This is a genomic window from Candidatus Parakkermansia intestinigallinarum (assembly GCF_944389695.1).
GTDB classification, from domain to species: Bacteria; Verrucomicrobiota; Verrucomicrobiia; order Verrucomicrobiales; family Akkermansiaceae; genus Akkermansia; species Akkermansia intestinigallinarum.
Map to the genome: position 1 here is coordinate 38,349 of NZ_CALXNG010000011.1, position 25,351 is coordinate 63,699.

The 25,351-nt window shown below is 64.4% G+C and carries 19 protein-coding genes; 8 read left to right on the forward strand and 11 right to left on the reverse strand.

Going from position 1 to position 25,351, the window contains the following annotated elements:
* Positions 1-295: 295 nt before the first annotated feature.
* From AC6UAL_RS04685 to AC6UAL_RS04695, 3 genes are read right to left on the reverse strand one after another with little or no spacing between them, the layout of a single operon-like run.
* Positions 296-2,485: a hypothetical protein gene (locus AC6UAL_RS04685; RefSeq protein WP_500682207.1), complete on the reverse strand. Its 2,190-nt coding sequence runs from the start codon at positions 2,483-2,485 to the stop codon at positions 296-298.
* Positions 2,485-4,560 (reverse strand): GAP1-N2 domain-containing protein, encoded by a 2,076-nt coding sequence (locus tag AC6UAL_RS04690; protein ID WP_500682208.1) that lies wholly within the window; start codon positions 4,558-4,560, stop codon positions 2,485-2,487. The genes AC6UAL_RS04685 and AC6UAL_RS04690 overlap by 1 nt, the downstream gene beginning before the upstream one ends.
* Before the next feature lie 10 nt (positions 4,561-4,570).
* Entirely contained in the window at positions 4,571-6,313 is a 1,743-nt protein-coding gene (locus tag AC6UAL_RS04695; RefSeq protein WP_500682209.1) for a hypothetical protein, read from the reverse strand.
* Between the two features lie 245 nt (positions 6,314-6,558).
* On the opposite strand from AC6UAL_RS04695, the gene panC reads away from it, so the two are divergent.
* The 3 genes from panC to AC6UAL_RS04710 all read left to right on the forward strand — a co-directional run bounded on the left by panC (position 6,559) and on the right by AC6UAL_RS04710 (position 9,967).
* Positions 6,559-7,407 (forward strand): pantoate--beta-alanine ligase, encoded by an 849-nt coding sequence (panC, locus tag AC6UAL_RS04700; RefSeq protein WP_500682210.1) that lies wholly within the window; start codon positions 6,559-6,561, stop codon positions 7,405-7,407.
* Positions 7,404-8,063 carry an ABC transporter ATP-binding protein gene (locus AC6UAL_RS04705; protein WP_500682211.1) on the forward strand — a complete coding sequence of 220 codons (660 nt, stop codon included), beginning with the start codon at positions 7,404-7,406 and terminating at the stop codon, positions 8,061-8,063. The genes panC and AC6UAL_RS04705 overlap by 4 nt, the downstream gene beginning before the upstream one ends.
* Positions 8,064-8,209: 146 nt before the next feature.
* On the forward strand, positions 8,210-9,967 hold the full coding sequence (locus AC6UAL_RS04710) for a chloride channel protein (protein WP_500682212.1): 1,758 nt from the start codon (positions 8,210-8,212) through the stop codon (positions 9,965-9,967).
* 154 nt (positions 9,968-10,121) lie between these two features.
* Here the strand turns inward: AC6UAL_RS04710 and AC6UAL_RS04715 are convergent, their stop codons facing one another.
* From AC6UAL_RS04715 to AC6UAL_RS04735, 5 genes are all read right to left on the reverse strand, one after another.
* Positions 10,122-10,643 carry a nitroreductase gene (locus AC6UAL_RS04715; RefSeq protein WP_500682213.1) on the reverse strand — a complete coding sequence of 174 codons (522 nt, stop codon included), beginning with the start codon at positions 10,641-10,643 and terminating at the stop codon, positions 10,122-10,124.
* 207 nt (positions 10,644-10,850) lie between these two features.
* The gene (locus tag AC6UAL_RS04720; RefSeq protein WP_500682214.1) at positions 10,851-11,354 is read right to left on the reverse strand and encodes a TlpA disulfide reductase family protein; all 504 of its coding nucleotides are present in this window, start codon (positions 11,352-11,354) and stop codon (positions 10,851-10,853) included.
* 156 nt (positions 11,355-11,510) lie between these two features.
* Positions 11,511-12,074, reverse strand: a complete 564-nt coding sequence (locus tag AC6UAL_RS04725; protein ID WP_500682215.1) for a TlpA family protein disulfide reductase — start codon at positions 12,072-12,074, stop codon at positions 11,511-11,513.
* A 302-nt stretch (positions 12,075-12,376) separates the two neighbouring features.
* On the reverse strand, positions 12,377-13,429 hold the full coding sequence (locus tag AC6UAL_RS04730) for a chorismate-binding protein (RefSeq protein ID WP_500682216.1): 1,053 nt from the start codon (positions 13,427-13,429) through the stop codon (positions 12,377-12,379).
* 51 nt (positions 13,430-13,480) lie between these two features.
* Positions 13,481-14,206 (reverse strand): acyl-[acyl-carrier-protein] thioesterase, encoded by a 726-nt coding sequence (locus AC6UAL_RS04735; RefSeq protein WP_500682217.1) that lies wholly within the window; start codon positions 14,204-14,206, stop codon positions 13,481-13,483.
* A 354-nt stretch (positions 14,207-14,560) separates the two neighbouring features.
* On the opposite strand from AC6UAL_RS04735, the gene AC6UAL_RS04740 reads away from it, so the two are divergent.
* Both AC6UAL_RS04740 and AC6UAL_RS04745 read left to right on the forward strand, forming a co-directional pair.
* On the forward strand, positions 14,561-15,628 hold the full coding sequence (locus AC6UAL_RS04740; RefSeq protein WP_500682218.1) for an ABC transporter ATP-binding protein: 1,068 nt from the start codon (positions 14,561-14,563) through the stop codon (positions 15,626-15,628).
* A complete protein-coding gene (locus tag AC6UAL_RS04745; RefSeq protein ID WP_500682219.1) occupies positions 15,615-17,093 on the forward strand; it encodes a hypothetical protein in 1,479 nt (492 codons plus the stop codon). The genes AC6UAL_RS04740 and AC6UAL_RS04745 overlap by 14 nt, the downstream gene beginning before the upstream one ends.
* A 247-nt stretch (positions 17,094-17,340) precedes the next feature.
* Here the strand turns inward: AC6UAL_RS04745 and AC6UAL_RS04750 are convergent, their stop codons facing one another.
* Positions 17,341-18,393 (reverse strand): ankyrin repeat domain-containing protein, encoded by a 1,053-nt coding sequence (locus AC6UAL_RS04750; protein WP_500682220.1) that lies wholly within the window; start codon positions 18,391-18,393, stop codon positions 17,341-17,343.
* A 170-nt stretch (positions 18,394-18,563) separates the two neighbouring features.
* On the opposite strand from AC6UAL_RS04750, the gene AC6UAL_RS04755 reads away from it, so the two are divergent.
* A complete protein-coding gene (locus AC6UAL_RS04755) occupies positions 18,564-19,253 on the forward strand; it encodes a hypothetical protein (protein WP_500682221.1) in 690 nt (229 codons plus the stop codon).
* A gap of 357 nt (positions 19,254-19,610) precedes the next feature.
* Here AC6UAL_RS04755 and AC6UAL_RS04760 read toward each other — a convergent pair whose 3' ends face one another.
* Positions 19,611-20,048, reverse strand: a complete 438-nt coding sequence (locus tag AC6UAL_RS04760) for an RrF2 family transcriptional regulator (RefSeq protein ID WP_500682222.1) — start codon at positions 20,046-20,048, stop codon at positions 19,611-19,613.
* 130 nt (positions 20,049-20,178) lie between these two features.
* Positions 20,179-20,511 carry a hypothetical protein gene (locus tag AC6UAL_RS04765; RefSeq protein ID WP_500682223.1) on the reverse strand — a complete coding sequence of 111 codons (333 nt, stop codon included), beginning with the start codon at positions 20,509-20,511 and terminating at the stop codon, positions 20,179-20,181.
* Positions 20,512-20,951: 440 nt separating this feature from the next.
* Here AC6UAL_RS04765 and AC6UAL_RS04770 point away from each other — a divergent pair, with 440 nt between their 5' ends.
* The gene (locus tag AC6UAL_RS04770) at positions 20,952-22,457 is read left to right on the forward strand and encodes a carbon starvation CstA family protein (protein ID WP_500682224.1); all 1,506 of its coding nucleotides are present in this window, start codon (positions 20,952-20,954) and stop codon (positions 22,455-22,457) included.
* A gap of 304 nt (positions 22,458-22,761) precedes the next feature.
* Positions 22,762-25,341 carry a transglycosylase domain-containing protein gene (locus AC6UAL_RS04775; RefSeq protein ID WP_500682225.1) on the forward strand — a complete coding sequence of 860 codons (2,580 nt, stop codon included), beginning with the start codon at positions 22,762-22,764 and terminating at the stop codon, positions 25,339-25,341.
* The last annotated feature ends 10 nt before the right edge of the window (positions 25,342-25,351 follow it).

Below are 25,351 nucleotides of genomic sequence, written 5' to 3' on the forward strand. Positions count from 1 at the left end.
GGCGCCGTCAAGTCATTTCGACTTCCTGTTATGCTGATTTTTCGACGGGACGGTTGAATCGGCGGGGGAAGGGAGGCGGCAACGGCGGAGGATGAGAATGCTGCCCGCTCGTCGGGCTTCGCGGCTATAGCCGAGGCGATGCGCGGCCGAGTCTCCGACCGCACATCGCCTCTTCACAGGCTCCGCCGGGCGAGCTCGCGGCAGCCCCCTATGCGCCTTGAGTTACAGCGGGTTCTGTCGGTCGAGACAGCGCTGCGGCGAGCGACGGTCTTCGCGGCGGCGCGTCGCGCTCGGCTTATTTGACGGTGAAGACGGGGCTGAGGGGGATGGGGTCATCGAGAGCTTCTCCGCAATGGCCGACGGAGAGGGCGGGCTCCCCGTCAGCGCCGCTCGCGCCGGCTGCGGCGCGGTTGTTGTCGCTGCGGCGACTCAGGTACCAGAGGCGACTGCCCTGCGGCAGTTTTCCCGCTTGCTTCGGGCTGAGGATCAGTTGCCCGTCCGGGCCGATGAAGCCCGCGTAGTGGGGGCGTATGTCGGCGATTTCCGAGAAGTTATCAGCAATTTCCCGGCTATAATGGCGGCCTTGACGCAGGCGGAACCAAGCGGCAAAGATTTCGTTGAGGCGCGTATGGCGGGGGCTTTCGCGCAGCCACATGCCGTCTTCGAAGTTGAGGCGGCATTCACGGCAAAGCTTTTCGAAGGAGCGGAAGTCGGCGCGCATCGAGGGCGAGAAGCTCAGGCCGCTGACTTCTCGGCTGCTGTGTCCGAGCGTGATGCGGCGCAGCAGGTCGTAGAGGTAGGCGCGGGCGAGCGGGGGACAGTGCGGGGCCTCTCCGTTGATGACGCTTTCGAGCATGTGCGGCAGGTTGCCGCCGTAAAAGAGGGGGCGTTCGAGGCCGGCGGCTTCGAGCAGCGGGGTGGCATCGATGACGGTTTCCGTCACGGATTCCGCGTAGGGCCACACAAAGGTGTTCTCGCCGTCGACTTTGTAGTTCGGGTCGAAAACGGAGCGGGTGATGCGCACGTCGACGTAGCTGCGGACATCGCGGATGGCGACGGCTTTTTCCTCGCAGAGGGCGGTGGCGCCTTCTGCGTTGCGGTAGCGGTAGAAGACGCGGTTGAGCGGCACGGATACGAAGATTTGCTCGGCCAGCCCGGTCTGTTCATGTGTGGCCGGAACGGCGGCGGGGAAGGAGCTGCCGCCTCTGCGCAGGGCTTTGTCCAGGATGTCGTGCGGGACGCCGACGCCGCTGTTGCGCACGTGTTCGAGCAGGTCCCCTTCATGCGGCAAATCCCGCACGCCGTTCACGAGGGCGAGCGCGGGGCCGTATGCCTGAGGAGCGTAGCCCTTGAGGATACTCGTGTAGCTCCGGTAGTTGTCGGCTTGCGACAGGTCGCGGATGAGGCGTTGCAGGCCGGCGATGTCTTGCTCGAGGGCGTCGAGCTGCTTTTCTCGGGGGCTCAGGTGCTCGATGATGTCCGGGCTGAAGCCGTAGTCGGGCGGGGCTTGTCGGAAGGCGTCGCGCCGCTGCTCGATGAGTCGGCGATGGGCGGCGATGGCGGCGGTGTCGGCCTGCGTATCGCCCGTCATGGCGGGAAGGGGCGGGAGCGGGGCGCGTAGTTGGTCGCCCAGTCGGGTGATGCGGTGGTATTGCTCTTGCCGAAGGCTGGTCTCTAGCTCGTGCCAGCGGCGGCTCAGGTCGCTGTGGGGTACGGCGAGTTTGCTGAGTTCGGATGCGTAGCGGCGGTGGTAGGCTTCGCCGAGAGCGGCGAGCTCGGCCGGGTTGTTTTGCCAGGCGACGAGTCTGTCGCGGAGGCGGGCGTATTCGGCGCGTTGCTGCTGCTGCCATTTTTCGGCGAGGTCGATGCGCTGGCGCAGTTGCTGGCTGCAGAGCCGCAGGGTGAAGGAGTCGGCTTCGGCAAGCTGTTGTTCGACGCGGGTCCAATCGTCGTTGAGAAGAGCAACGCGCAGGTTTTCGTCAAGGGCGAGGGCCTGTTCGTTGCAGACTTTGACGCCTAGGACGATGACGAGAGCTAGGCTCAGCCCCGCGGCGGCCAGCACCCCGCGGCGGATGAGGGAACTCCGGCGCCTGTTGAGCAGATGGTCGAGCTCGCGCAGAAAGCCCGAGGCTTGCTGCGGCGGAACGGCGCGGCTGACGAGGTCTCGGTATTCCCTCAGTTGCCGCGAGGGCAGGTCGACCCATTCGCGGCGCCGCGTGGTGTAGTCGTTGCACAGCTCGATGAGGCGGCTGACTTTCTCTCGGTGCAGGCGCTCCCGTCGCTCGCGGCTGCTTTCGAGGATGCAGAGGCGCTCGCCTCGGTGCAGGCGCTCGAGTTCTTCGGCGGCAAAGTGGTCCGTCGGGTCTTGAGCAATCATGGACGCGAGCAGCTCTTCGAGGCGCTCGTTGTTGCCTTCCAGCGCGTAGCGTCTCAGCTGCCGAAGGTGGCGTTCACGCAGCTGTTCTGGGGAGGGGGCTCCGGCCATTATGCTTCATGGGCAGGGCGTTCTTCCGCCCGGGGCGAAGGTGACTGGGCAGGGCGGCCGAGTGTGGGATCAACAGGTGCCCCGACTGCCGGAGCCGTATCCGGAGGGGTGCTCACGGGCTGCGGAGTGCCGACGTAGGTTGCTGGACGCGCCGCTTGCTGCCGCAGGGCGCTGCCGTTTGCGCCGAGTTGGTTCGCGGGTTGCGGCTCGAGTTGTCTCGCGGGTTGGCTCGAGGGTTGAACCCCGGGTTGAGGCGCGGGTTGGCTCGAGGGTTGAGCGGGGGCCGCATTGTCCGCTCCTTCCGGCCTCTCGGCGGACGGAAGGGGAAGAGGCCGGAGCTTGTTCGGGCGAGGGGAGGGGTAGGTGTTTCGTCTGCCGCTGTCGGCCGGGCGGCCGTCGACGGCGGGCTCCGGGCGGAAGCGCGGAACGGAGGGCGAAGTCTGAAGCCCTTCGTCGTCTGCGGACGCGCAGCGGCTCAGCAGAATGCCCATGTAGGCACTGTTGGATCTCAACCAGATGCGCAGCAGCGGATATTTGTCCAGCAGAGCCCTCCAGCTCCGGAGGTCGTCGAGCAGGGCGCGGTGCCACCTGTGGTCGGGAATGCGGCCGTAGGTCGCCTCGTTCATGTAGAGCGAGCACAGGGACTGGGCATCGAGCCGCTCGGCTTCTTCGGCTTGGCGGTTGTAGCTTTCGATGAAGTCCATCATGATCGACAGATCATCGGCGAAGCCCGTCGTGATGGCGGAGGCGCGGTTGAGAGCTCGCAGGCAGTTGATGAGCTGTTGCAGCTCTGCGTCGTCGGTCGCTTCGAGCTCGAGAGCTCCCTTTTCAAGCTTGTCGAGCACGAGCTGCGTGTTGTTGTGGCTGTAGGGCTCTCGGCTGAGGTCGCGCAGTCTGGCAACGATATCCTGCTGCGTGAGTTTGGCTCCGACGACGGTTCCGCTGTCGAGCGCATTTTCCGGCAGCGAGCTCTTGGGGCGTCGGTGGCTGCTCCGGCTTCCGTTGCCGCGTTGGGAGGGCGAGGCAGAGGCGCTGGCCGCCGCCGCCGTGCGCGCGTAGTGATGCTCGACGAGGATGGAGAGCCCGGAGGCGAGGACGGCAATGCCGAGCAGCAGTCCGCAGAGACGCAGCCAGTTGAGTCGCTTGGGCGGAAAGTCGTAGGTTTCGCTGTCGTCCGATTCGCAGTAGCGGTAGGGCCAGCCCGCCATGCTCGTGGTAGAGGGGGGGACGTTGATGCTCGAGAGGGGTGAGTCGGAGTCCTGCGCCGGACGCCGACCGGGCCCCTCGGCGGTGGGATCCGGTACCGGCAGGATGAGATCGGGCAGGATGCGCAGAATGGGGCGCTGCGAGCGGTAGGCGCGCTCTTGCAGCGAGCTGCCCTCGTTGGCGAAGATGCGCTGGGTGGTCGAGAAGCTGTCTGTCTCGTTGCCGTGGGTGGTGAAGGTGCGCCCCCAGCCTCGGGACGAGGAGAGCCAGTCGCTTTCGTTGATCAGCAGGAGCAGTTGTTCTGAGAGGATACCCTCGGGCACCAGACAGAGGCATTCGCCTTCGTAGGGCGGGGTGAAGAAGGCACGTGCATTGCTTTTGTGCCCGGTGAGGGCCTTCCACGTCGCCTGCACGGTCGCATCGGGCAGCAGGGCGGCGGAGAGTTTGGGGTCTCCGCTCAGCTCGCGGGGCTCACCCTCCCACGTTTTCATCCAGAAGCCGCTTTGCTCCAGCGCATGGATGATGCCGGCGGGCGTGGGGCGTTTGGAATTGTGCCGCATTGCGGCGACCTCATCGGCGGTGAGCACCAGATGGTGTGCAATGTAACAACTGCGGCCGCTGTAGTCGCTGCCCGCCGATTGCGCCACCGTGAGGACGTGGCAGGCGTTGCCGCGATGCTCGATGCGCCGATAGCTGTACTGCGGGCCGACGATGCCGCTGACGCCTCTCTCTTTGAAACCGCTGATGGTAATCAGCTTGTCGGAGAGCGCCTTGGACATGCCCGCCGTGCGCGCTACGACGCCGTAACCCGGTGCCGCCGTGACGTCGAGAAGCCGCGCTGCGCTGGTAAAGACAAGCTGGTACGACATGGCTGTTCGCTCAGTGTTGTGAGCTGGGCAGGAGTGCCGGCTCGGCACAGCTCAGAGCCCAGAGAACGGGATCGGTCACGCGGAAGGGATGCACCATGCCCGAGCGCGGCGCCAGCAGGGTCTGCCCTTGGTCGTCCGTGAACTCCACCGGAGACTCGCCCAGTGATGAGACCATGAAGTAGCGCACGTTGTTCGAAATGGATTCGGCATTCATGCAGAGATGCGGCGTGACATTGAAGAGAAACTGCCTCAGACGCGCCGAGTTGGCGTTGACGTGCTCGGGCATGAACATGCCGGAGCGCACCAGCGGCAGCAGCGGCTCGGGACCCAGAAGATGGCTCCAGGTATCGCTCTTGCCGATGATGAAGGCGAGGGGTACGTCGAGCTTTTTGTTCGGCGGCAGGTTGAGTTGTGTGCGCAGGCGCATCTCGGTTTCGGCCAGCAGCATGGATTGGCGACCGGCCATGTTGTTGTCGGTGCGCAACTGCGGGTCTTTGTTGTCCTTGAGCAGACTGCGGAACTCGGGATTGGCCGTGGGGTCGAAGAGGAAGAAGAGCCCGGAGGCGACGTTGAGGTGTTCGGCGGCGATGGCCTGGTCCGCCGGTACCCCGGGGTTGAAGTTTTCGCCGGCGTTGTCGTAAAACACCAGCGAATAGGCTTCACTGCCCTTGTTGAGGCGGTAGATGAAGGGGCAGGGCATCGAGTAGAAATGATTGTGCCGCCACACGCGGTGGTAGAGGCTGCTCTGCAGCCGCGTTTTGCCGATGTAGGTCTCCTTCTCCGAGCCGCCGGAGAAGAGGCGCATGCGCATGTCGTTGAGCGGAGCGTTGGACGCCGGGTCGGCATCGCGGAAGGGCATGCCGAACTCGCGCGCCAGTTCGTGCTCGAGCTCGTGGAGCATCGAGGCGAGGTAGTAGGACTTGCCCGAGGCCGGCACGCCGATGAGCGAGAAAATGTGCTGGCGCGTGCTGTCGAAGAAGGGCGGCAGCTTGCAGTGGCAGTGCGGGCAGGCGTATTCGCTGCAGGGCGAGCCGCGGTCATCGAGGGGCAGGCCGTGGCTGTTGAGTTGCGTGGGCAGGAAGCGCTGCATGGCATCCTCGCCGAGAATGGAGTCGGAGGTCAGGTCGGGGTGCGTCGCAATGGCCAGAGCTTCGCGGCGTTTGAAGCTTTCCCAGCAGGACGGGCAGCGCAGCTCCGTCGGCAACTCGGCCTGCTCGACCTGAGCCTCGGTGGCGGGAACCGCCGAGCCGCGTTCGAGATGCCGGATGACCTCCGTCAGATCTCTGAGGTAAAAGGCGCAGTGCTCGAGGCCCCTGAAGGTGGCCAAGGCGCTCTCCGGCAGTTTGGCGGCAATGGCCTTGAGCTCGGGCAGGGCATACGGACCGTGCCAGCTGCTGGCCTCGCGATCGTAGACGTACCAGGTCCCGGGGTCGTAGCCGCTGAAGTTCGGCCGTTTGGCCGGGTCTCCGTACCAGCAGATGATGCAGCCGCCGGCGAGCACCATGAGGTAGAGGTTGTTGGGCTTGATGACGCAATCGCCTTTCAGTCTGATGCCGTTGAGCGAGTAGCTCTCGATGTTGCCGTGCGGAAAGAAGCGGCAAACCTCGTCGCGCTGCACGAAGGAGCCGCCGTTTTCGCGATCCATTTCGACGCGGAAGGTGTTGCGTTTCCCTGCGCCGACGGGCATCATGCTGCCGTCTGAAACACGCAGTTTTCCGGTGAGGCAATCGTAGATGTAGAGCTGGTTATTCATTGCGTAAGCTTGGGCAGAATATAGCATGGCGACGGTGGCGAGTCAAGCTGCGATCGGTGCTGCGGTGTCAGGGATTTGCAGTTATTCCCCCTCTTCGGCGAAGCGTCGTTTCGGCAGCTTGCGTCGGGTCGCGTCGGGGGAAGGTGGGGCATGAGCGGACGGCGGGCCATGAGAGGACGGCGGGGAAAGAGGGGAGGACGGAGATCGGCCTTGAACGCGGGGCGGATCAGTGATACAATCCCCCCATGCAGATTTCACGAACCAAAGAGGAGCTGCGCGCTGCACTCGCACCGGTGCGCGGGCGTCGCGTGGTGCTGGTGCCCACCATGGGAGCCCTGCATGAGGGGCATGCCTCGCTGCTGCGCATGGCCCGCGAGCTCGCCGGCTGCGACGGCTTCGTGGTGGCCAGCGTGTTTCTCAACCCCGTTCAGTTTGACAACGCCTCGGATCTGGCCACCTATCCGCAGACTCCCGCGGATGATCTGGCCGTCTGTGAGTCCTGCGGGGTTGATCTGGTCTTTATGCCGACGCCGGAGATCATGTATTGCCCGGATCGCTCGATTCGTCTGGAGGAGACTCACCTGTCAACCGTCCTCTGCGGCGCGAAGCGCCCCGGCCATTTCGCCGGCGTCTGCCTCGTGGTCAACAAGCTTTTCAACTTGGTGCAGCCGACGGATGCCGTCTTCGGCAAGAAGGACTACCAGCAGCTGGCGATCCTGCGCCGCATGGTGCGCGACCTCGACATTCCCGTGACGCTGCACGGTGCCGAGATCGTGCGCGAGCCGGACGGCTTGGCTCTTTCCAGCCGCAACGTGCGCCTCACGCCCGAGCACCGGGCTGCGGCTCCGACGATACGCCGCAGCCTGCTGAAAGCCCGCGAGGCCTACTCGGCCGGAGAATCCCCGACGGCGATTTGCAACCGCGTGCGGGCAGAACTCGAGGCTCTGCCGGGCGTCCGCGCCGATTACGTCGAACTGACGGATGCCGAGACACTTCACGAACTGACGGACGAGAGCCGCCCGGCCCTGCTGGCGGTGGCCGCTTGGTTCGGCGATGTGCGCCTGATTGACAACATCGAACTGGCACGCTCATGATACGCGGAACGGATCTGCACCGCAGTTACAGCATCGGCAAAAAGCAGGTTGAGGTGCTCCACGGGCTGTCGCTGCATGTGAAGCGCGGCGAGCGCGTCTTCCTCTGCGGCCCGAGCGGCGCGGGCAAAACGACCCTGATGTACACGCTGGCCGGGCTCGAGCCTCCGCAGCAGGGCGAGGTGATCGTGGACGGGCAAAACATATACGCGCTCTCGCTGCGCAAGCGCGCCCTCTTCCGCAACCGCATGATGGGCTTCATCTTCCAGAACTACATGCTCATGCCCGAGCTGACGGCCATCGAAAACGCATCGCTGGCGACGGCCGTCGCGGGGCGCGAAGCAACGGAGCGCGTGCGCATGCTGCTCGAGCGCGTCGGGCTCTCCGACCGCATGGATCACCTCCCCAACGAGCTCTCCGGCGGTGAGCAGCAGCGCGTGGCCATCGCCCGCGCCCTCGCCAACGATCCCGACATCATTTTTGCCGACGAACCCACCGGCAACCTCGACTCCCGCATCGGTGCCCAGATTCTCGACCTGCTCTTCGGGCTGGCGGAAGAGGGCAACAAAACGCTGGTGATCGTCACCCACGACCGCCAGATTGCCTCGCGCGGCGACCGCGTTCTGATGATTCGCGACGGCGTGGCCACCGACGCCTGACCGCTCCCGCTCGCGGCGTGCACGCGCCCTCCCGCACCGCCTTCCCCCACGTCGGCTCGGCTGCCTGAGGCGCTGCGACGCGGGGGGCTCCGCAAAGCCCGCCGTCCCCTCCTCCCCGCGCCGCCCGTTTCTGCTGATTTGCCGCCATGCCTGTTCACCACGGATCGCTGCACCGGCGCTACTCCGGCCTGCTCCGCCTGCTGCGCCTCATGCGTCTGCTGCACATCGGCGAGTGGCAGGCCATCGTTGTGCAGGCTCTGCTGATGGGATTGGCGGGCGCCGCGGCCGCCCTTCTGTTTGAGGAGGCGACACGGCTGGTGCAGTACCTCTTCACCGGGCAACTCGAGCTTGATCGCGTCGCCTGCTTTGCGTCTCTGCCCGGCGCCATGCGCTTGGTATTGCCCGCGCTCGGGGCTTTGCCCGCGGGGCTCGTGCTTCTCTGCGCCCTGCGAAACGCCAAGCATCCCCAGCCCGAATACATGGAGGCCTTTTCGCTGGGCAACGGGCGCCTGCCTTGTCGCCGCGGGCTGCTGCGGAGCCTCTCCGCCGTGCTGAGCTTGGGAACCGGGGCCGCCATCGGCAAAGAAGGCGCCCTCATCCAGATATCCGCCGTGGCGGCCTCGGGCATCGGGCGCCGGCTGTATGTCTCACCGTCGCGGCTGCGGCTCATGACGGGCTGCGGCGCTGCGGCGGGCATGACGGTTGCCTTTCACACCCCTCTGTCCGCCTGCCTGTTTGTCTGCGAAGTCGTCGTCGGCACCTTCAGCATCGGCACGCTCGCTCCCCTCCTGCTCGCTTCCTGCGCGGCCTGTTCCTTGCTGTGGATGATGGGCGGGGCAGGGGCCCTTTTTGAACTGCCGGCCTCCTTCGGCACCTCAGCCGAGCTCGGCGGTTGCCTCGTGTTGGGCTTGGCGGCAGCGGTGCTCGGCAAGCTCTGGGTCGCTTGGCTCAACCTGATGCGCCGACTGCTATCGGGCTCTTTACTCTGGCTGGTGCCTCGCATGATGTTGGCGGGACTGGCCGTAGGTTGCATCGCGATGAGCGAGCCTTACATCGTCGGCAACGGTTATGAGGCAATAAGCGCCCTTCGCTTCGGCGAATTCAGTCTTGAGCAAGCAGCCTCCCTGCTGCTGCTCAAGGCTCTCATGGTGGCCGTCGTCTTCGGCGTCGGCACGATGGGCGGAGTGCTGACGCCTACGCTCATGCTCGGCGCCTTTGTCGGCTACCTCTTCGGCTGCGGGGCTGAGGCCGCAGGCATCGCCCGGCCGGGGCATGCCCTCGCCTACGCCTTCATCGGCATGGCGGGCTTTTTCGCCGTCGCCGGTCGCACCCCCGTGACGGCTCTGCTGCTCGTCATCGAGCTGTCGATGAGCGCCCGGCTCATTTTCCCCCTCATGCTCGCGGTGGGCTTTGCCTACTCGCTGGGCCGCCTGCTGCCCGGTCGCTCGCTCTACGATGCCTCCGTGCGATCCGGGCCTCCCTCTGCCTTCGACGCCCCCCTGCGAGACCTGCGCGTCCGCGACCTCTGCCGCCCGCTCCCCCTGCGCGTCGGACCCCGAACGCCTCTCGAGCGCGTGATGCGCCTCATGCTGCGGCACCCCGGGGCGAACGTCCCCGTTCAGGATGCCCAAGGCTGCTGCCTCGGCGTCGTGCGCCGCGCCGCCGTGCTCGACCGCCCGCTGCCGCCCTCGTCTTGCGCCGGAGACCTGATTGATGCAAGCGTCCCCTTGCTCGATGCTGATCTGAGCCTGCCGACGGCGCTCGAGATTTTTCAACACAGCGACTGCCGCGCCCTGCCCGTCACCGAGGGCGCCGAGCGGCGCTTGGTCGGTTCCCTCTCCCGCCGTGAACTCTATTCGACCGTTGCTCTCATGATGCGCCGCGAGCTGGCCATGCGCGAATGACGCGTCCGCCCCGCTCGATGCGGCTCTGTGACCCTGCGGCTCTGCGGCTCTGCGGCTCTGCGGCACACACCCGCTACGAAAAGACCCCGGCGAAGCGACTTCGCCGGGGTCTCGTTACATCGAAAGCGTGAGAAATCGGGATGGGGCTCAGCCCTCACACGTACATGACATAGCCCTCGCGGCGAGGCTTGGGCGGCATGACTCCCCCCTCATCCTCGTAGCCGAGAATGCAGATGGTCAGCCCTTCGTAATTGTCTTTGATGCCCCACTGCTGCATGAGCTCAAAACCCTCGGGCAGCTCAAACATCTCCTTGGCTCTATTGATCCAGCAGGAGCCCAGACCGACGGCGTGCGCAGCATTGAGCAGCGTGACCATCACGCAGCAGGCGTCCTGAATACCCGTGCGAGAAGTCGCATCCGCGAACACAATTACGAGCGTGGGCGCCCCGTAGAACGGGTCGCGCGTCGTGCCCATCACCTCCGCATTCAGGCGGGAAAGCTTGCTGACAAGCTCAGGATCCTGCACCACAACCATCTGCGGCGACTGCTGGCCGTGCCCCGTGGGAGCGAAGCGGCCGACCTCCAGCACGGTGTTGAGCTCCTCCTGGCTGATCTGCTGCGGCTTGTACTTGCGGCAGCTGCGGCGGGACTTGAGATCCTCGAGTGTTTCTTTCATAGCGGCCTCATTGTAGCGCGAAGCGCCGCCCTTCGTCAATCGGATTTTGCCTGCCCCTCCCGGCTTTTTTCGCCGATGCCCTCGCCGCGCCCCCTGCACAACAGCCCCGCTCGCCGGTTGTGACCGACGGGCGGGGCTGCGAAGACGGAGGTGTAACGGCGGCAGCGGCGCGTGCCGCAGCTCGTGCCGCTGCGCGCAGCGGGCGTCTTACTTGTCGTCCTTCTTGTCAGGCTTGCAGATTTCCTTCCACTGCTTGATGATGCTGCCGTGGCCGGACTTCAGCACATTGCCCTTGTAGTCGACGATAATCGCATTCGGAATGCCGGAAGCCGGCTGGAAGCCCGGGAAATCCGCCGCCTCAGCGGGCATCACGCCGGGGAACCCCGCCTTGTACTTCTTGAGGAAGGCCTTGGCAGTCTCTTCATCGCGGTCGGCGCTCACGAGAATGAGCTCCACACCCGCCCTCTTCATCTTGGGATACATCTTGGCCAGCTCGGGCATCTCGGCATTGCAGGGGCCGCACCAGCTGGCGGACTGCAGGTAGATGTAATACTTGGCCTTCTTGTTGATTTTGCCGTTGAAGCTCTTGACGGACTTGACGGCAGAGCGAACGGTCGGCGTCTCGGCGGCTTCGCCATCGGCGAAGCTCAGCGGGGTTGCGGCGACGGCAGCCAGCACGAGCGTGCAGGCAAACAGCTTTTTGATATTCATGTGTTTCGTATGGTGTGGTTGCGGGTGGGGTGTTTCCGGCTCGTCAGAGCCGAGAATGGGCGGGTGAGTTGGGAAAAATGGCGTGAAATCGTACGCAAGGCGCGGGCAGAAAGCGGGGAAGGCGGGGGAAGGCGGGGAAAGGGGGGAAAGCGGGGATTATCGGCTCCGTTCCCGTTCAAACTTGCTGATATGCTCCTTCCAGTCCAGCAGATACTTCGCGAGACCCGAGTACACGAGCTCGCCGTCCGCCGTGACAATGCGAATGTCCGGAATCCCCCCGGCTCTCTTGTTGCCGGGAACGCTGTAGATGCCCTGTGCGCCGTCCATCACGACGGGAAAGTCATGGCCGGAAGACTGCGCGTAGCGCAGCCCCTCGGTCGCCGTGTGGTCGTAGCTGACGAGCACCACCTCGATCGGCGCCTTCTCCGCCTCCATCTCCTCGATGGCCTGAATCACCTTGGGCATCGAAACGCGGCAGGACGCACACCAGCTGGCCGTGTGCAGAAAGACATAATACTTCGCATCGAGGCGGGGCTTGGCCTCGCTGACGTAGGTCAGCTTCGAGAGCGCACTCGCGACGGGCGAGAGCAGCTCCTTCGATACCTCCCGAGCCTCGGGAGACGGAGCGTTTGCAGGCGCTTGGACGGAGCCCGCCTCATCGGCGAGAGCCGCGGCGGAGACCATGCCGGTCAGGCAGGCGTAGAGGACGATTCGTTTCATCGTGCAAGGGAACATGAAGAAGGGGGAGCCGAACGCTCTCACTGTCCTCATACTACTCGGCGCCTCATGGCTCGTCAATCAAAAAACGCGCCCGCATCCCCAAAATGACGCAGCTCATCCGGTCTCGCCCCGCCGCCCGCTGCCCGACGGCGACGCGCCGCCACCGATGCCGCGGCACGGGCAACACCTGCGGCAGGGGGGAAAACACAGAGGGGGAGGGGGAAAACACCGAGGGGCAGGGGGAAACACCGAGGGGCAGGGGAAACACCGAGGGGCAGGGGAAACCCCGAGCGGGGGAGGCCTCAGCGCAGCAGGCGGCGCATCGGCTCCATCTTCGCCTCCGTCTCAAGCCACTCGTCCTCCTCGCACGAATCCGGCATGATGCCGCCCCCGGCGTAGAGACGGCAGCGATCGGGCAAGACCTGCATACAGCGGAGCATCACAAAGAAACGCGCACTGCAGGCATCGACCGGGCCGAGGAAGCCGGCGTAGCAGCCGCGCTCCGTATCGGGATGCCGGCGCAGATACTCCATAGCGAGCCGCACGGGGTACCCGCTGACCGCCGGCGTGGGTTGCAGCTCGTCAATCAACTGCGGCAGGTAGCGGCGACTCATGCGGAAAGTCATGCGCGAGCAGAGATGCTCAATCTCCCCGGCCGGCAGCGACTCGGCCGGCTGCTCCTCAAGGCGCTCCGTGACGCCTGCGACGGCGGCGCGCACATGAAGCGCGACGAGAGCCTGCTCCTCGGCATTCTTCGCATCCCACGGCTCCGCGCTGCATCGGCGCGTCCCCGCCAGCGCCATCGTCTCCCAGCTGTCGGCACTGCCGCTGAGCAGCAGCTCCGGCGTCGCGCAGAGCCACGTGCCCGTCTGCGGCGTGTGCATCAGCGCGCGGAAGCTGCGGGGCGCCTCCTCGCAGAGACGGCGGAAAGCCGCGGCGGGGCTGAAGCCCTCCGGCCTCGGCTCATCGCAGCAGCGCGCCAGCACCAACTTGCGAAGCCCCGACTCGCCCTCGCGGTGCAGCTGCCGACGGCAGGCCTCAAACAGCTCGCGGTAGGCCTCGCGCGTCGTGGGCGGCGGCAGCTCGCGCAGCTCCGAGCGGCGGAAGCGCCCGGTGCGCGGGGGCTCAGAGAGCTCGCAGCGCAGGCAGAGCGGCTCGCCGACAAAGGGGCTGATGACGAAGGCCGGCCCCGTCTCCCCGCTCAGGCAATCGAGCGTCGCGCGCGCGTCGCCGCAGCGCCCGTCCTCCTGCATGCAGAAATGATCGTGCTGCCCGCCCGGCAGGCGGTAGAGAGCGAAGGCGCACTGCCGCTCGCAAAGCGCGTCGATACGTTCGTCGAAACTCAAATCCTTCATCTCCGCAAGGATATCATACTTCGTCCCCTTCCGCAAGCCGCACTGCGAGACTCAGAGCCACAGCAAGTCGAGCGCGGCACGCAAGCGGCCCTCGCCGCTGATCTCGTGATGCCCGGCCTTGCCCGCAACGCGGTGGGTGATATCGAGAGGCGTGCCCGCCATCGTCTCGTGGCGGAACGCAACGTGCACGCGCCGCAGCTCGCCGTCCGGCCGCAGGTCGCCCGGCAGCGTATCGAGCACCCAGATGAGGTAAGAGGCGTTGTTAATATGCCCGTTGAAATCGACATCCCTCTGCGTAGCCACCAGCGAACAACACTGCGGCTTGGCCGCTGCGGCAAGAGCCGCCGCTTCCGCATCCGGCGGCGAACAAATCGGTGCCGGGGAGTCGGGCAGCTCAAGCTCAGCTTTGCGGAAGGGCGTCGGGCGGCGAGACTTCACATCAATGAGCACCCACATGAGATCCGCCCGCGCCAGCGTCTGCCCCGCCTCATCGCACATCTCGACGAAGCGCCGCGCCTGAAGGGGGGACGCCTTGCCCGTGTTCGTGCGCAGCGTCACGCGCTCCTTCCAGCGCGGGCGGCGCAGAAACTCGAAATCGCCCTGAACCTCCACCCAGATGAGCCCGTGTGACAAGCCCCACTCAAAGCCGAGACCATGGCGATCCGCGTGCATCTCAGCCACCTCTTGGCAGAAATGCAGAAAGCCGGAGGGCTTCAGCAGCATATCGGCACCGCACTCGTAGCTGGCGATGCGGTGATCGAGAATAAGATCGTCCATAGCCTCAGTTTCTACCACCCCGCGCCCTCAAAGTCAAGGCCGGGATGCACCCGCAGCGCGACGCGAATACCGCCGAGCCCGAATTTCACCGATTCGCGCCCGCTTCCCCGCGCCCCTCCGCCGCGCCGAGGCAGGGCATTCGCGGATCCCGCCGCGCCCGCATGACCGAACGCCGGGCCCGTTGCCGGAGCAAGCCTGTACACGTTGCCGGAGCGGGCCCGCAAGCGATGCCGCACTTTCTCGCGCACCGCCTTGTGAAGTCACGCATAAGGCTTGACAAGCCCGCGCGGTTCTCCCTATCATAAGCCCTGACAGACAGCCCCCTTTTCCGGCGACACCACCAGCGACACCATCATGACGAGCCCCGACACACCCCCTTCGGCGAGCCCAGGCGCCCCGCTCTCGGCCCCTCCGCAACAGCCGCCCCTGCTTCGCGTCAGCCACCTCGTGCGCCACTTCGACGCCGTAAAGGCCGTGGACGACATCAGCTTCGAACTGCCTCGCGCTTGCTCCGTCGGCCTCATCGGCGCCAACGGCGCCGGCAAGACCACGGCCATGCGCATCATCACCACGCAAGACCTCCCCGACTCCGGCTCGGTCGAGATCGACGGCATCGACCTCTTGTCCGAACCCGAAAAAGTCATCGCGCGCATCGGCTGGATGCCCGATGACTTTGAGACCGTCCCCCACACGACCATCCGCGACTTCATCGACTACTACGCCCGCAGCTACGGACTCGTCGGCCGGCAGCGCATCAGCGAAGTGGATCGCGTCATCGCCTTCTGCGGGCTCAGCGACTTGGAGGACCGGCGCATCAACCGCCTCTCCAAGGGGCAGAAGCAGCGGCTCTGCCTCGCGCGAACCCTCATCGGCAACCCCGACCTGCTGGTCATGGACGAGCCCGCCGCCGGCCTCGACCCGCAGGCGCGCATCGAGTTCAAACAGCTGGTGCAGCAGCTCAAATCACAGGGCAAGACTCTCCTCATCAGCTCCCACATCCTCTCGGAACTCTCCGAGATGTGCGACAGCATGATCTTCATGGACGAAGGCCGCATCATCGGGCGCGGCTCCCGGCAAGAGCTCGAAAACGCCGCCGCGAGCGAGACCGTCGGGCAGCAGATACACATCGAACTGCTCGACGACCCCGCTGCCCTCGTCGCCGACCTCAGCGCCTCCCCCCTCTGGAAGTCCGCCGCCGCCCTGCCGCCGCGCCCGGGCTCGAGCCTCAGCTGCGTCACGGCCCTCTTCGTGCCGGCGCCCGCCCGCGAAGGCGAAGCCGCGCCGGCCTCCTCGGAAGTTCAGCTCTCTGCCGAACTCCGGCGCCTCGCCGCAAGCTACAGCCTGATCTCCTTCAGACCCCATCAGCACACCCTCGAAGAAACCTTCGTTAACATCCTTGCCCGCCGCCATGAATCAGCGTAACTTCTCGGATTACCTGCCCGCCGCTCTGATCAGAGACCTGCGGCAAACCTACCGCAGCCCTTTCTTCCTCATCAGCTACGCGCTGATCCTTCTCTACATCTGGCTGCGCTCGATGGACGGAGGCCTGGACTCCGTCAGCAGCCTGGCTCCGCTCCTGCTCATGATCGTCATCCCCCTGCGCGCGGCACAGGCCGTCAGCGCCGACACGCGCATCCGAGGGACCAACTTCATGCGCCTCACCCCCCTGAGCTCCCGCCGCATCGTCTGGGGCATCTGGCTTTCCGTCTTCCTGCAAATTGCCCTGACGACCGCCATCCTCTCCTTGCTCGTCATGCCCGAGAGCGGCGCCGTCGTTTATGAGAGCTACGTCGACGGCGACAAGATCGTCACCGTTGCCGTCAATGCACGGGGATGGCACCTGCAGACACTCTTGCACACCGCGGAGGCCGGACTCGTGCTGAGCGCCTTTTTTATGTTCTGCTCCGGCTTGGCCCCGGTCTTCCGCTACTGCCTCTACGGCGGATGCTTGCTTGCCGCTTTCGGCAGCATGTCCTTCACCGCCTTCGCGGGCATGAACGGCAGTTATGAACTGGCTTCGGCGGGCACCCTGATACTTCAGGGCAGCTGGGCTATCCTGCTCGTCGTCCTCTTCCTTGAACTGGCTCGCCGCAGCTATGCCCCGCCTGCCGAAAATTGCTCCGTATCCGTGCGCCTCATCGGCCTGCTGCCCCTGCTCATCTTTCTGGCCATGTGGGGACTGGGCGTCGATGTGTCGCTGACCGAGAATCAGCTTCTCATGGCCCTCGGCTTCATGGTGCTGGCGGCTGTAGCCGACGCCATGCTGCCCTGCTGGAGCCTGCCCGTGCACAAGAAGCGCTGCCTGCCGCTGCTGCCGAAAATCATCCAGCTGCCCGGGCTTTTCCCCTCCTGCCTTTACATGGTGCTCGTCGCAGCCCTGGGAATCGCCGTCACGTGGCTCTACGTCCGGCACCCGCTCGAAGGCGGTTATTGCGACACGCTCCGAGCTCAAATCGCCATCCTCGACGACTGGCACCTGCCCCTGCTGATTTTGCTGCGTTTCGGTCTGCTGACTCTCTACTCGCTGCTGGTGACCGTCTTGTTGGTCGACCTCTTCGTGCGCCGCGGCAACCCCAACAGACCCGTCGCTTTCGCCATCGCGGCGTTGGGCCTCTTCCTGTTCGCCGTCGTCAGCGACGCACCCGGACTGCCCTACGGCTTCTTCCTCGAATCCGCCTTTGGGCCGCACTCCTATGATACTCAGTACCTCCTTGCCTTGCATTTAAGCATGGGCGCAAGCGGAGCCGAAGTCGCACAGAATGCGGAGCTATCGCGTGCGCTCGATGCCTGTCAGTCGCGAAACCTGCAGTTCATCCTCATCGGCGCCGTGGTTTCCGCCTTAGCCCTCGTTGCGGCATACGCCCGCCCGCCCCACTCGCGCAACTGAGCTGCCGCGCCGCGCGGGCGGCAGAGAAGCGCGTATCGGCGCCGGGCCGGAAGCTCGCAAGCCGCGGCGCACAAATCGCCCTCGGCCTTGAGCCGAGCGCCCGCCGATGCAGGAGGACGGGAAACGCCCGCCGATGCCGGAGCCCGGGGCTTCTGCAGAGAGGCGTGCCGAGTGCATGAGCTGCGGGGGCAAGCTCCGAGGCTGTTGCCCCGGCCGCAACCTTGCCCGAGAGCGCCCTCCGTGCGCTTCAGCGCGCCTCAGCCTCGCGAATGAGCCGACGAATCTCGCGCACGCGCCGCTGCTTCTCCTCATCGGGTAGGGGGCAGCGGCTGCCGGCCGCGTCCGACACCCCGACCCCCTTGTCATCGCGGATACTCGCATCAGCCCCCTTTTCAAGCAGCAGCTTGACCATCTCGACACTGCCGAGCGCCGCCGCCATATGCAGCGGCGTGTGGCCGTAGGCATCGCGCGCGTTCACATCAGCCCCTCGGCATATCAAACGCTCAACGACCTCGGGCCACATACAGGACGTCGCGAGGTGAAGCGGCGTCCCCGCCGCCGAGCGCTCATTCGACACAGGTGCACCGCCGTCCAGCAGATGCAGAGCCAGCTCCTTGTGCCCCCAGACAATCGCCTCGTGCAGCGGCGTGCTCCCGTCGGCTCCCGCCGCATCGAGATCAGCTCCCGCCGCCAGCAGCGCATCGACCGCCTCGGGGTGATTCCACGTGCAGGCAAAGTGCAGGGGCGTGCGCCGCGTCGCATCGCGAGCCTTCGGATCGGCACCCCGCGCCAGCAAAGCCGCTATCATCGCCGTATCGCCCTTCACGGCGGCCTGATGCAGAGGCGTGCTGCCGAGTTGGTTGGCGAGTCGGGCATCCGCTCCCGCTGCCAGCAAAAGCTCGACACTCGGCAGATCGTTGCGGAAAGCCGCCATCAGCAGCGGCGTCGTCCCGTCGTCCGCCCGCGGATTCGGGTCTGCCCCCGCCTTCAGCAGAAGCGCCATCGCCTGCCTCTGCCCCGCATTGGCTGCGCGGTGCAGGGCTCGGAACCCGTCGTCATCCGTCGCATTCGCGTCGGCCCCTGCGGCGAGACAAGCTTCCAGCTCGGCGAGATCACCCCTCGCCGCAGCCTCCGCCAGTGACCTTGCCGAAGCAGGCGCCTCGGCGGCAGGAGAAAGTGCCGTGGAAGGGGTAGGGAAAGGGGTAGGGCCCGTCGCGGCAGCAATATCCGCAGGACAAACAATCGGGCCACAAAGCGATAGCGAAAGAACGACAGAGCGGAGAGAGGGAGAAATCGACATCGTGCAGAAGGGTAACACTCGCTTGGTAAACTATACGAAAAAGCCGCCCGCGTCAAGCCGCCCGTGAGACAAGAGACTCCTTTTGGCGCCACGGGCGGCGCCGGAGCGCATTCTAGCCCCGCGGATCGGCGCTTGACAGCCTCAGAATGCCTGTGTTACAATGCGCCGCGATGAAACGCCGGCTTTGTGCATGGATCTGTGGCATGGCGGTACTCTGCAGCTCGCTGGCAGAGGCCGTGGACGTCGTCCTCTCGGGAGGAGTGGCTCTGACCTCGTGGGAACACCTTCGCGGCTCCTCTCAGCACGACAAATGGTGGGCCAACTTTATCCGCTCCGCCACCAACCGCATCGACGACCTCAAAGCCGCCAACCCCCGCGCACGCATCATCTGGATCGTCTACCGCCCCGCCTACATCGCACGCGGCCGCGAGGACGGACAGGACTACGTATCCCAAATCAGCGCCGAAGCCTCTAAGCGCAGCGTTCGCATCGTGTGGGTCGATACCGCCGCTCAGGCAATTAAAGCCCTCAACGCCGCGCCGCAGGGGCGGGATAAAGTCACCAGCTTCACCTACTTCGGCCACTCTAACCGTTTTGCCTTCATGCTCGACTACAGCAACTCGATCATGGCCGCCTCGAAACAGTGGATTCACGAAGACGACCTCGCCAAATCCGTGCGTCGGGACATCTTCGCCCCCAACGCCGACTGCCGCAGCTACGGCTGCTACACCGGCAAGAGCATGAGCCGGAAATGGAAGGCCGCCTTCGGTATCCCGCTCATGGGGAACACCGAATCCACCCTCTACTACCCCATCACGCAGGGCAAGATGCCTGAAGGCGCGGGGCAGTGGGTGCGCTGAGAAGCTCGCGGGAGAAACGCAGGTGCCGTGTCGCACCGAATCGCGCCGTCGTTCGGCCCTTGTGCACCCTTGTGCGCCCTTGTGCGCCGTATCGTGCCCTTGCGTGCCGTTTCGTGCCGTTTCGTGCCGTTTCGTGCCGTTTCGTGCCGTTTCGTGCCGTTTCGTGCCGTTTCGTGCCGTTGCGCGGCCTGGCGCGGCCCGGCCGATTGCTGAATCGGCTCCGCCTTGCCCTTACAGCCGCGGCAGAGCGCTGCGCTGACCGACGGCGGGGAAGGAGCCTGCGCCAACAAGCAAAAACCCGCAGCCTTCCGGCAGCGGGTTGTTCCGTCTTCGGGGGAGAGCAAGAGGCATCCGTTCTCACAAACTCGCGCAGTTCTCCGGCCGCTCTCCGCGCTCGAGAATATCAGCCAGAGTAACCTTTTCAAGATAATCCTTGACAACGAGCTCCAACCCCTTCCAGAGCGGCAGTGTCGAGCACTGATCCTGCAGCGGGCAGGTGTTGACCTGAACGGACAAACATTGCACGGGAGCCAGCGCGCCCTCGGCGGCGCAGAGAATCTCGTAGACCGTGTACTCCTCGGGCGAGCGGGAGAGACGGTAGCCGCCCATCTTGCCGCGAGAACTGATCAGCAAATCATGGCGCAGCAACAGCGCCATGATGCCCTCCATGTACTTGCTGGTGATGTTTTGCCGTTCGGCAATACCCCGCAGAGAGATCGGCTCATGCTGAGCGTGCCGTGCGAGATCAATCATGATTCGCAGCGCGTATCTGCCTTTGGTCGATATCCTCATCATATTACCGCAGAGATGGTATCTTATATTTTGCCTCTTTGTCAAGCCTGCAATGAGATTTCTTTCATTCATTTTCATCGGAGAAGCTCATCTGAGAGAGACATTTCGGAAAACCCGGCGGCGAAGAGAGAGTCTAACGAAATATCGAAAGCGCAGCTTGCACAGTCAGACCTTTCGATACCACGGAAGCCGCATCGGCACCCGCGCACCCTTTCCGGCAGCAGGGAGGCTGCCGTCCGCGGCCGACTCTCACGGCATCCGTCGACGCCGCCTTCGCAACAAAGTCATGAAAAAGACTCTCCCCGGCCATCCCGGTGCTTCCGTCCCGCATCCGCGCCAACGCGGCGATGTCCGTCCCCAGAAGCTTGCCAGTCAAGAGAAGAATGGAGCGGAACTTGCGATAATCAAAAGACAAAGCGAACACGAAAATGACAAAAGAATCACAAAGCTCTATCTGATGACCCATAGCATCCGATCAAACGAAATAAAAATTTGTTAATCAGAATGCGGGCCGGCACCAATAAGCCTTCGCGATATTAACACATATAATAGCGAGCGCTCATATCGCTCAAAATCCCGATCTTAGCTAGGAATAAGCCGCGCTCATAATCTAGCGGAGCCGACGGGGAGAAAGAGACGGGTACCCATTCGACTCGCGAGTTGGTTTTCGATGAAAAAGAAAATCACCGAAGCAAAACAATATGATTATTGCAACATGCATATAAGCTCAAATCGCCAATCAATTCACATCGCTTAAATATGCATGGTGATGCACCGTGTGCCCCGGGAATAAAGTCGCGCCAAGCGCCGATGACCCGAAAACAAGCTCTAAGCTCGAGCGCGAAGACAAACAAACGGATAAAAAAGCTTGCGCTTCTGTCCCTCATGGTGTAGCATGCCCGCGCGATGTTAACCGGCTTATCTGTTTTTGTTGTCTGCGTAGCCATACTCGCCATCGGCTACTTCTGCTACGGGCGTCTGGCGGAGCGCGTCTACGGCCCCTTCGGCCCGAAAGTGATGCCCGCCGTGTCAGCGGGCGACGGCGTTGATTATATCCCGCTGCCGACGTGGAAGGTCTTTCTGATTCAGCTGCTCAACATTGCGGGCCTCGGGCCGGTCTTCGGCGCCCTGTCCGGCGCCCTCTTTGGCCCCGCTGCCCTCCTCTGGATCGTCTTCGGCTGCATTCTGGCGGGCGCCATGCACGACTTCCTCGCCGCCATGATGTCCCTGGAGCACAAAGGCGCCAACCTGCCTGAGCTCATCGGCCGCTACCTCGGCCCCGTGGCGCAGTGGACCATGCGCATCGTCTGCATCCTGCTGCTGCTGCTCGTGGGCGTCGTCTTCACCACGGGTCCCGCCCGCATGCTCCACGGCCTTCTGCCCGAGGTCTCCGTCATGCTCTGGTGCGGCATCATCCTTCTCTATTACTTCCTCGCGACCGTCCTGCCCATCGACGTCATCATCGGCCGCATCTACCCCATCTTCGGCGCCCTCTTCATCTTCATGGCCGTCGGCCTGCTGGTGAGCATGCCCTTCGGCGAATACGAAGTCCTGCCGCAGCTCGACTTCTTCACCAACGTGCATCCCGATGCCCACCTGAGCATTTGGCCGATGATCTTCGTCACCATCGCCTGCGGCGCCATCTCCGGCTTCCACGCCACGCAAAGCCCGCTGATGGTGCGCTGCCTGCCCGAGCGCCGCAACATGCGCCGCGTCTTCTACGGCGCCATGATCGTCGAGGGCCTCGTCGCGCTCATCTGGGCCACGGTCGGCCTGACCCTGCGCAACGTGCTCACCGACTACACCCTAGTGGAGCAGGGAGGCAAAATGGTCGCGCACGCCGTCGGGGCCGACGCATCGGCCGTACGCGCCACCTTCATGCAACTTTGCATTGCCGACCCGGCCTCCGCCGTCAACCAAGCCTGCACCGACTACCTCGGCAGCGTGGGCGCCATCATTGCCGTCATCGGCGTCGTCGTCCTGCCCATCACCAGCGGAGACACCGCCATGCGCTCCTGCCGCCTGATGATTGCCGACATGCTCCACATCAACCAAGAGCCGAAACTCAAGCGCTTCGGGATCGCCATCCCGCTCTTTGCTGCCGTCATCATCATCTCCGAAATCGACTTCGGCATCATCTGGCGCTACTTCGGCTGGTCCAACCAGCTCCTCTCGTGCTTCACCCTCTGGGCCATTGCCGTCTTGCTCCGCCGTCGCAACCGCTGGTACTGGATGGCCCTGCTGCCGGCACTGTTCATGACGACCGTCTGCAGCGCCTACCTCCTCTGCTCCCCCGAGTGCGCCATCGGCCTGCCCGTCGGCGTCTCGACGTGGATCGGCGTCGGCCTCTGCGTCCTCGCTCTCATCGGCTTCTTCCGCATCAGGCGCGGCTGTGACTCGCTCGAAAAGTGACCCGAGCAGAGCAAGCCGCGAGGCAGCCGTGAAGGGGCCTCGGAGAGGCTGCAAAGAGATCGCGAAGAGACCCCGAAGAGACCCCGAAGAGACCCCGAAGAGACCCCGAAGAGACCCCGAAGAGACCCCGAAGAGACCGAAGGGCTGCCGCGGAGCAAACGGACAGCGATCGGAAGGTGGCGGAGAAAGAACCGAGAAGGGCACGGAAAGAAAGCCGCAACTGCGTCATGTTGCGAAGAAGCAGCGCGCGCGCGGATTTGTCGCTTGATTTACGCGCCCGATTCTGGTAACCTGAACCCGCAAGATGGACGACCTTGAGGATTACCAGAAGCGCCGCAGCGCGGCAGAAAATCGGAGGCGGCAACGCGCCGATCGCAAACCGGCGTCGTCCGGCTCGCGCTTCAAATGTTGTCTGTTGATGCTCTTCCTCTTCGGTATCATCACGACCCTCGTGCTCGGGGGTATCGGCTACTTCGCCTTTCAGCTCGTCACGGACAAATACCGCCGCTACGCCGAAAGCTTCGACCTCAACGAAATCAACAACCTCGAGCACCCCTGCATCATCTACGACCGCAACGGCAAGGAAATCGGCCGCATCTTCGACGAAAATCGCAGCTACGTCACCTTCGATCAAATCTCCCCCCACCTGATCAACGCCGTCGTCGCACAGGAAGACAAAACCTTCTGGTCGCACAGCGGCTTTGACCCCATGGGCATCCTGCGCGCCGCCAAAGAAGCCGTGGCCGCCCACGGCGAAACCAACCAAGGCGCCTCAACCATCACGCAGCAGCTTGCCCGCAACGCCTACGACCTCGAGCGCCGCGTCCAAGCCAAGGGCGGGGACAAATACGAGCGCAAAATCATCGAAATCTTCCTTGCCATGCGCATCGAAGAAACCTATGACAAGCGCCAGATCATGGAATTCTACCTCAACCGCGTCTACTTCGGGCGCGGCTACTACGGCATTCGCGCCGCCTCGCTGGGCTACTTCGGCAAAGAGCCCAAAGACCTCACCGTCCGCGAGGCCGCCAGCATTGCCGCCCTCATCAAAAACCCGGAAAACTACAACCCCGTTCGCAACCCCGACCTCAACTTCCGCTGGCGCAACGACGTCATCGACCGCATGCAGCGCGCCGGCTACCTGAGCGCGGAAGACGCCGAACGCGTGAAAAAACTGCCGCTCGAACTCAACCCCAAACCCCTGCGCCGCAACACCTCCTTCCTGCACTCCATCGTGCAGAATCAGGCCATCTCCGTCTTCCAAGACCCCGTGCGCGGCGAAGAAATCGTCAAGACCGCCGGGCTGCGCATCCACACCACCATCGATAAAGACATGCAGGACGCGGCCGAGCAAGCCCTGACCGCCCAGCTTGACAACATCGAGAACCGCGAAGACTATCAGCACGTCCGCTTCTCCGATCGCGACAACCCGCAGAGCATGCAGCACCGCTACGTCGACGGTGCCGTCTACGCCGTGGATAACAAGACCGGCGGCGTCCTCGTCTACGTCGGCGGGCGCAACTTTGAGCGAGACAACTTCGACATCATCGACGCCGGCAAGCGCCCCGTCGGCACGGCCATGCTGCCCTTCCTCTACATGAGCGCTCTGGAAAACGGCTACTCCCCCTGCTCGCGACTCATCGACGACGCCATGGACAATCGCCTCGCCGGCATCGGCGGCGCCGAAGGCGTGCTCGGCGAATGGGGCATGGAAGTGAGCAAAGGCCGCTATCTGGACTCCGTCACCCTGCGCCAAGCCCTCCAGTGGTCGAAAATCGCCGCCTCGGCGCGACTCGCCATCGCACTGAGCTCAGACCCCAAACGCTGCGCCAAACCCTTCGTCACCACCCTGCAAAACTGCGGCATCACCCCGCCGCCGCGCAACCCTGAGAGCACCGAAGCCCGCCCGCAGTACTACCCGCGCACCTTCTTGGGGACGGAACCCGCCTCCCTGCGCGAAATGGTGCTCGCCTACACCGTCTTCCCCAACACAGGCAGCCGGCCCGTCGCCCCCTTCATCATCACCAAAATCACCGACAGCCAAGGCAAAATCCTCTGGGAGAACCCGCGCTCCATCAAGCCCGTTCTGGCCAACGCCACGCAGCCCTGCACCGCCTTCCGGCTGCACTCCATCATGCGCGACGCCCTGCTCAAAGGCGCCTCGCAGCGCGTCCAACCCTTCCTGCCGGACAGCTTCAACGGCGCCGTCAAGACCGGCACCAACTACGACTTCGCCGACAACGCCCTCTTCGGCTACAACTCATCCCTCACCTGCGGCGTCTGGATCGGCTTCCTCAACGACCACAAAGCCATCTACACCGAAGCCTTCTCGTCCGACACCTGCGGCCCCATCCTCGGCGCCGTCTTCAAAGCCGCCTCCGGCCGCTACCCTGACGAGCCCATACCCATGCCGGCCGACACCGAAGAAGTCGAAATCTGCACCGCCTCGGGGCAAATGGCCTCCAACTTCTGCTTTGAGACACGCATGCGCGACGGCAACCCCGTCCTCACGCGCTCCGTCTACCGCGAATACTTCCCGAAAGGCGACGTCACCCTGGGCAGCTGCACCGTGCACGGAGACGGCTCGCCCACCCTTGTCGACTTCCTCGACGCGAGCGACCTGAACAACTCGCGCGTCCTGCCCGTCCTGCCCGTCCTGCCCAAGGGCTCCGCCCTCATCGGCGAAGACCCCTACGGCTGCAACCTCGAACTCAACCCGCGCTACCGCACCGAAAAAGACATCGCCTCCAGCGGCATGCCCGAGCAAATCAACTTCGGAGACACCGACCCCTCGCGCTCCGACGGCCCCAAAGTCGACACCACCATCAAACTGCCGGCCCCGCGGCCGATGCGCTCCATCCCCGTCCTGCCTCTTGAAATCTGACCCATCCGAA

What these genes read in the sequence shown, in the direction of transcription:
- AC6UAL_RS04695 (WP_500682209.1), bottom strand. Translation starts at nt 6,313, where the DNA reads ATGAATAACCAGCTCTACATCTACGATTGCCTCACCGGAAAACTGCGT.
- AC6UAL_RS04740 (WP_500682218.1), top strand. Translation starts at nt 14,561, where the DNA reads ATGACGAGCCCCGACACACCCCCTTCGGCGAGCCCAGGCGCCCCGCTC.
- AC6UAL_RS04690 (WP_500682208.1), bottom strand. Translation starts at nt 4,560, where the DNA reads ATGTCGTACCAGCTTGTCTTTACCAGCGCAGCGCGGCTTCTCGACGTC.
- panC (WP_500682210.1), top strand. Translation starts at nt 6,559, where the DNA reads ATGCAGATTTCACGAACCAAAGAGGAGCTGCGCGCTGCACTCGCACCG.
- AC6UAL_RS04770 (WP_500682224.1), top strand. Translation starts at nt 20,952, where the DNA reads ATGTTAACCGGCTTATCTGTTTTTGTTGTCTGCGTAGCCATACTCGCC.
- AC6UAL_RS04735 (WP_500682217.1), bottom strand. Translation starts at nt 14,206, where the DNA reads ATGGACGATCTTATTCTCGATCACCGCATCGCCAGCTACGAGTGCGGT.
- AC6UAL_RS04730 (WP_500682216.1), bottom strand. Translation starts at nt 13,429, where the DNA reads ATGAAGGATTTGAGTTTCGACGAACGTATCGACGCGCTTTGCGAGCGG.
- AC6UAL_RS04715 (WP_500682213.1), bottom strand. Translation starts at nt 10,643, where the DNA reads ATGAAAGAAACACTCGAGGATCTCAAGTCCCGCCGCAGCTGCCGCAAG.
- AC6UAL_RS04720 (WP_500682214.1), bottom strand. Translation starts at nt 11,354, where the DNA reads ATGAATATCAAAAAGCTGTTTGCCTGCACGCTCGTGCTGGCTGCCGTC.
- AC6UAL_RS04725 (WP_500682215.1), bottom strand. Translation starts at nt 12,074, where the DNA reads ATGAAACGAATCGTCCTCTACGCCTGCCTGACCGGCATGGTCTCCGCC.
- AC6UAL_RS04685 (WP_500682207.1), bottom strand. Translation starts at nt 2,485, where the DNA reads ATGGCCGGAGCCCCCTCCCCAGAACAGCTGCGTGAACGCCACCTTCGG.
- AC6UAL_RS04760 (WP_500682222.1), bottom strand. Translation starts at nt 20,048, where the DNA reads ATGATGAGGATATCGACCAAAGGCAGATACGCGCTGCGAATCATGATT.
- AC6UAL_RS04775 (WP_500682225.1), top strand. Translation starts at nt 22,762, where the DNA reads ATGGACGACCTTGAGGATTACCAGAAGCGCCGCAGCGCGGCAGAAAAT.
- AC6UAL_RS04745 (WP_500682219.1), top strand. Translation starts at nt 15,615, where the DNA reads ATGAATCAGCGTAACTTCTCGGATTACCTGCCCGCCGCTCTGATCAGA.
- AC6UAL_RS04750 (WP_500682220.1), bottom strand. Translation starts at nt 18,393, where the DNA reads ATGTCGATTTCTCCCTCTCTCCGCTCTGTCGTTCTTTCGCTATCGCTT.
- AC6UAL_RS04705 (WP_500682211.1), top strand. Translation starts at nt 7,404, where the DNA reads ATGATACGCGGAACGGATCTGCACCGCAGTTACAGCATCGGCAAAAAG.
- AC6UAL_RS04755 (WP_500682221.1), top strand. Translation starts at nt 18,564, where the DNA reads ATGAAACGCCGGCTTTGTGCATGGATCTGTGGCATGGCGGTACTCTGC.
- AC6UAL_RS04765 (WP_500682223.1), bottom strand. Translation starts at nt 20,511, where the DNA reads ATGGGTCATCAGATAGAGCTTTGTGATTCTTTTGTCATTTTCGTGTTC.
- AC6UAL_RS04710 (WP_500682212.1), top strand. Translation starts at nt 8,210, where the DNA reads ATGCCTGTTCACCACGGATCGCTGCACCGGCGCTACTCCGGCCTGCTC.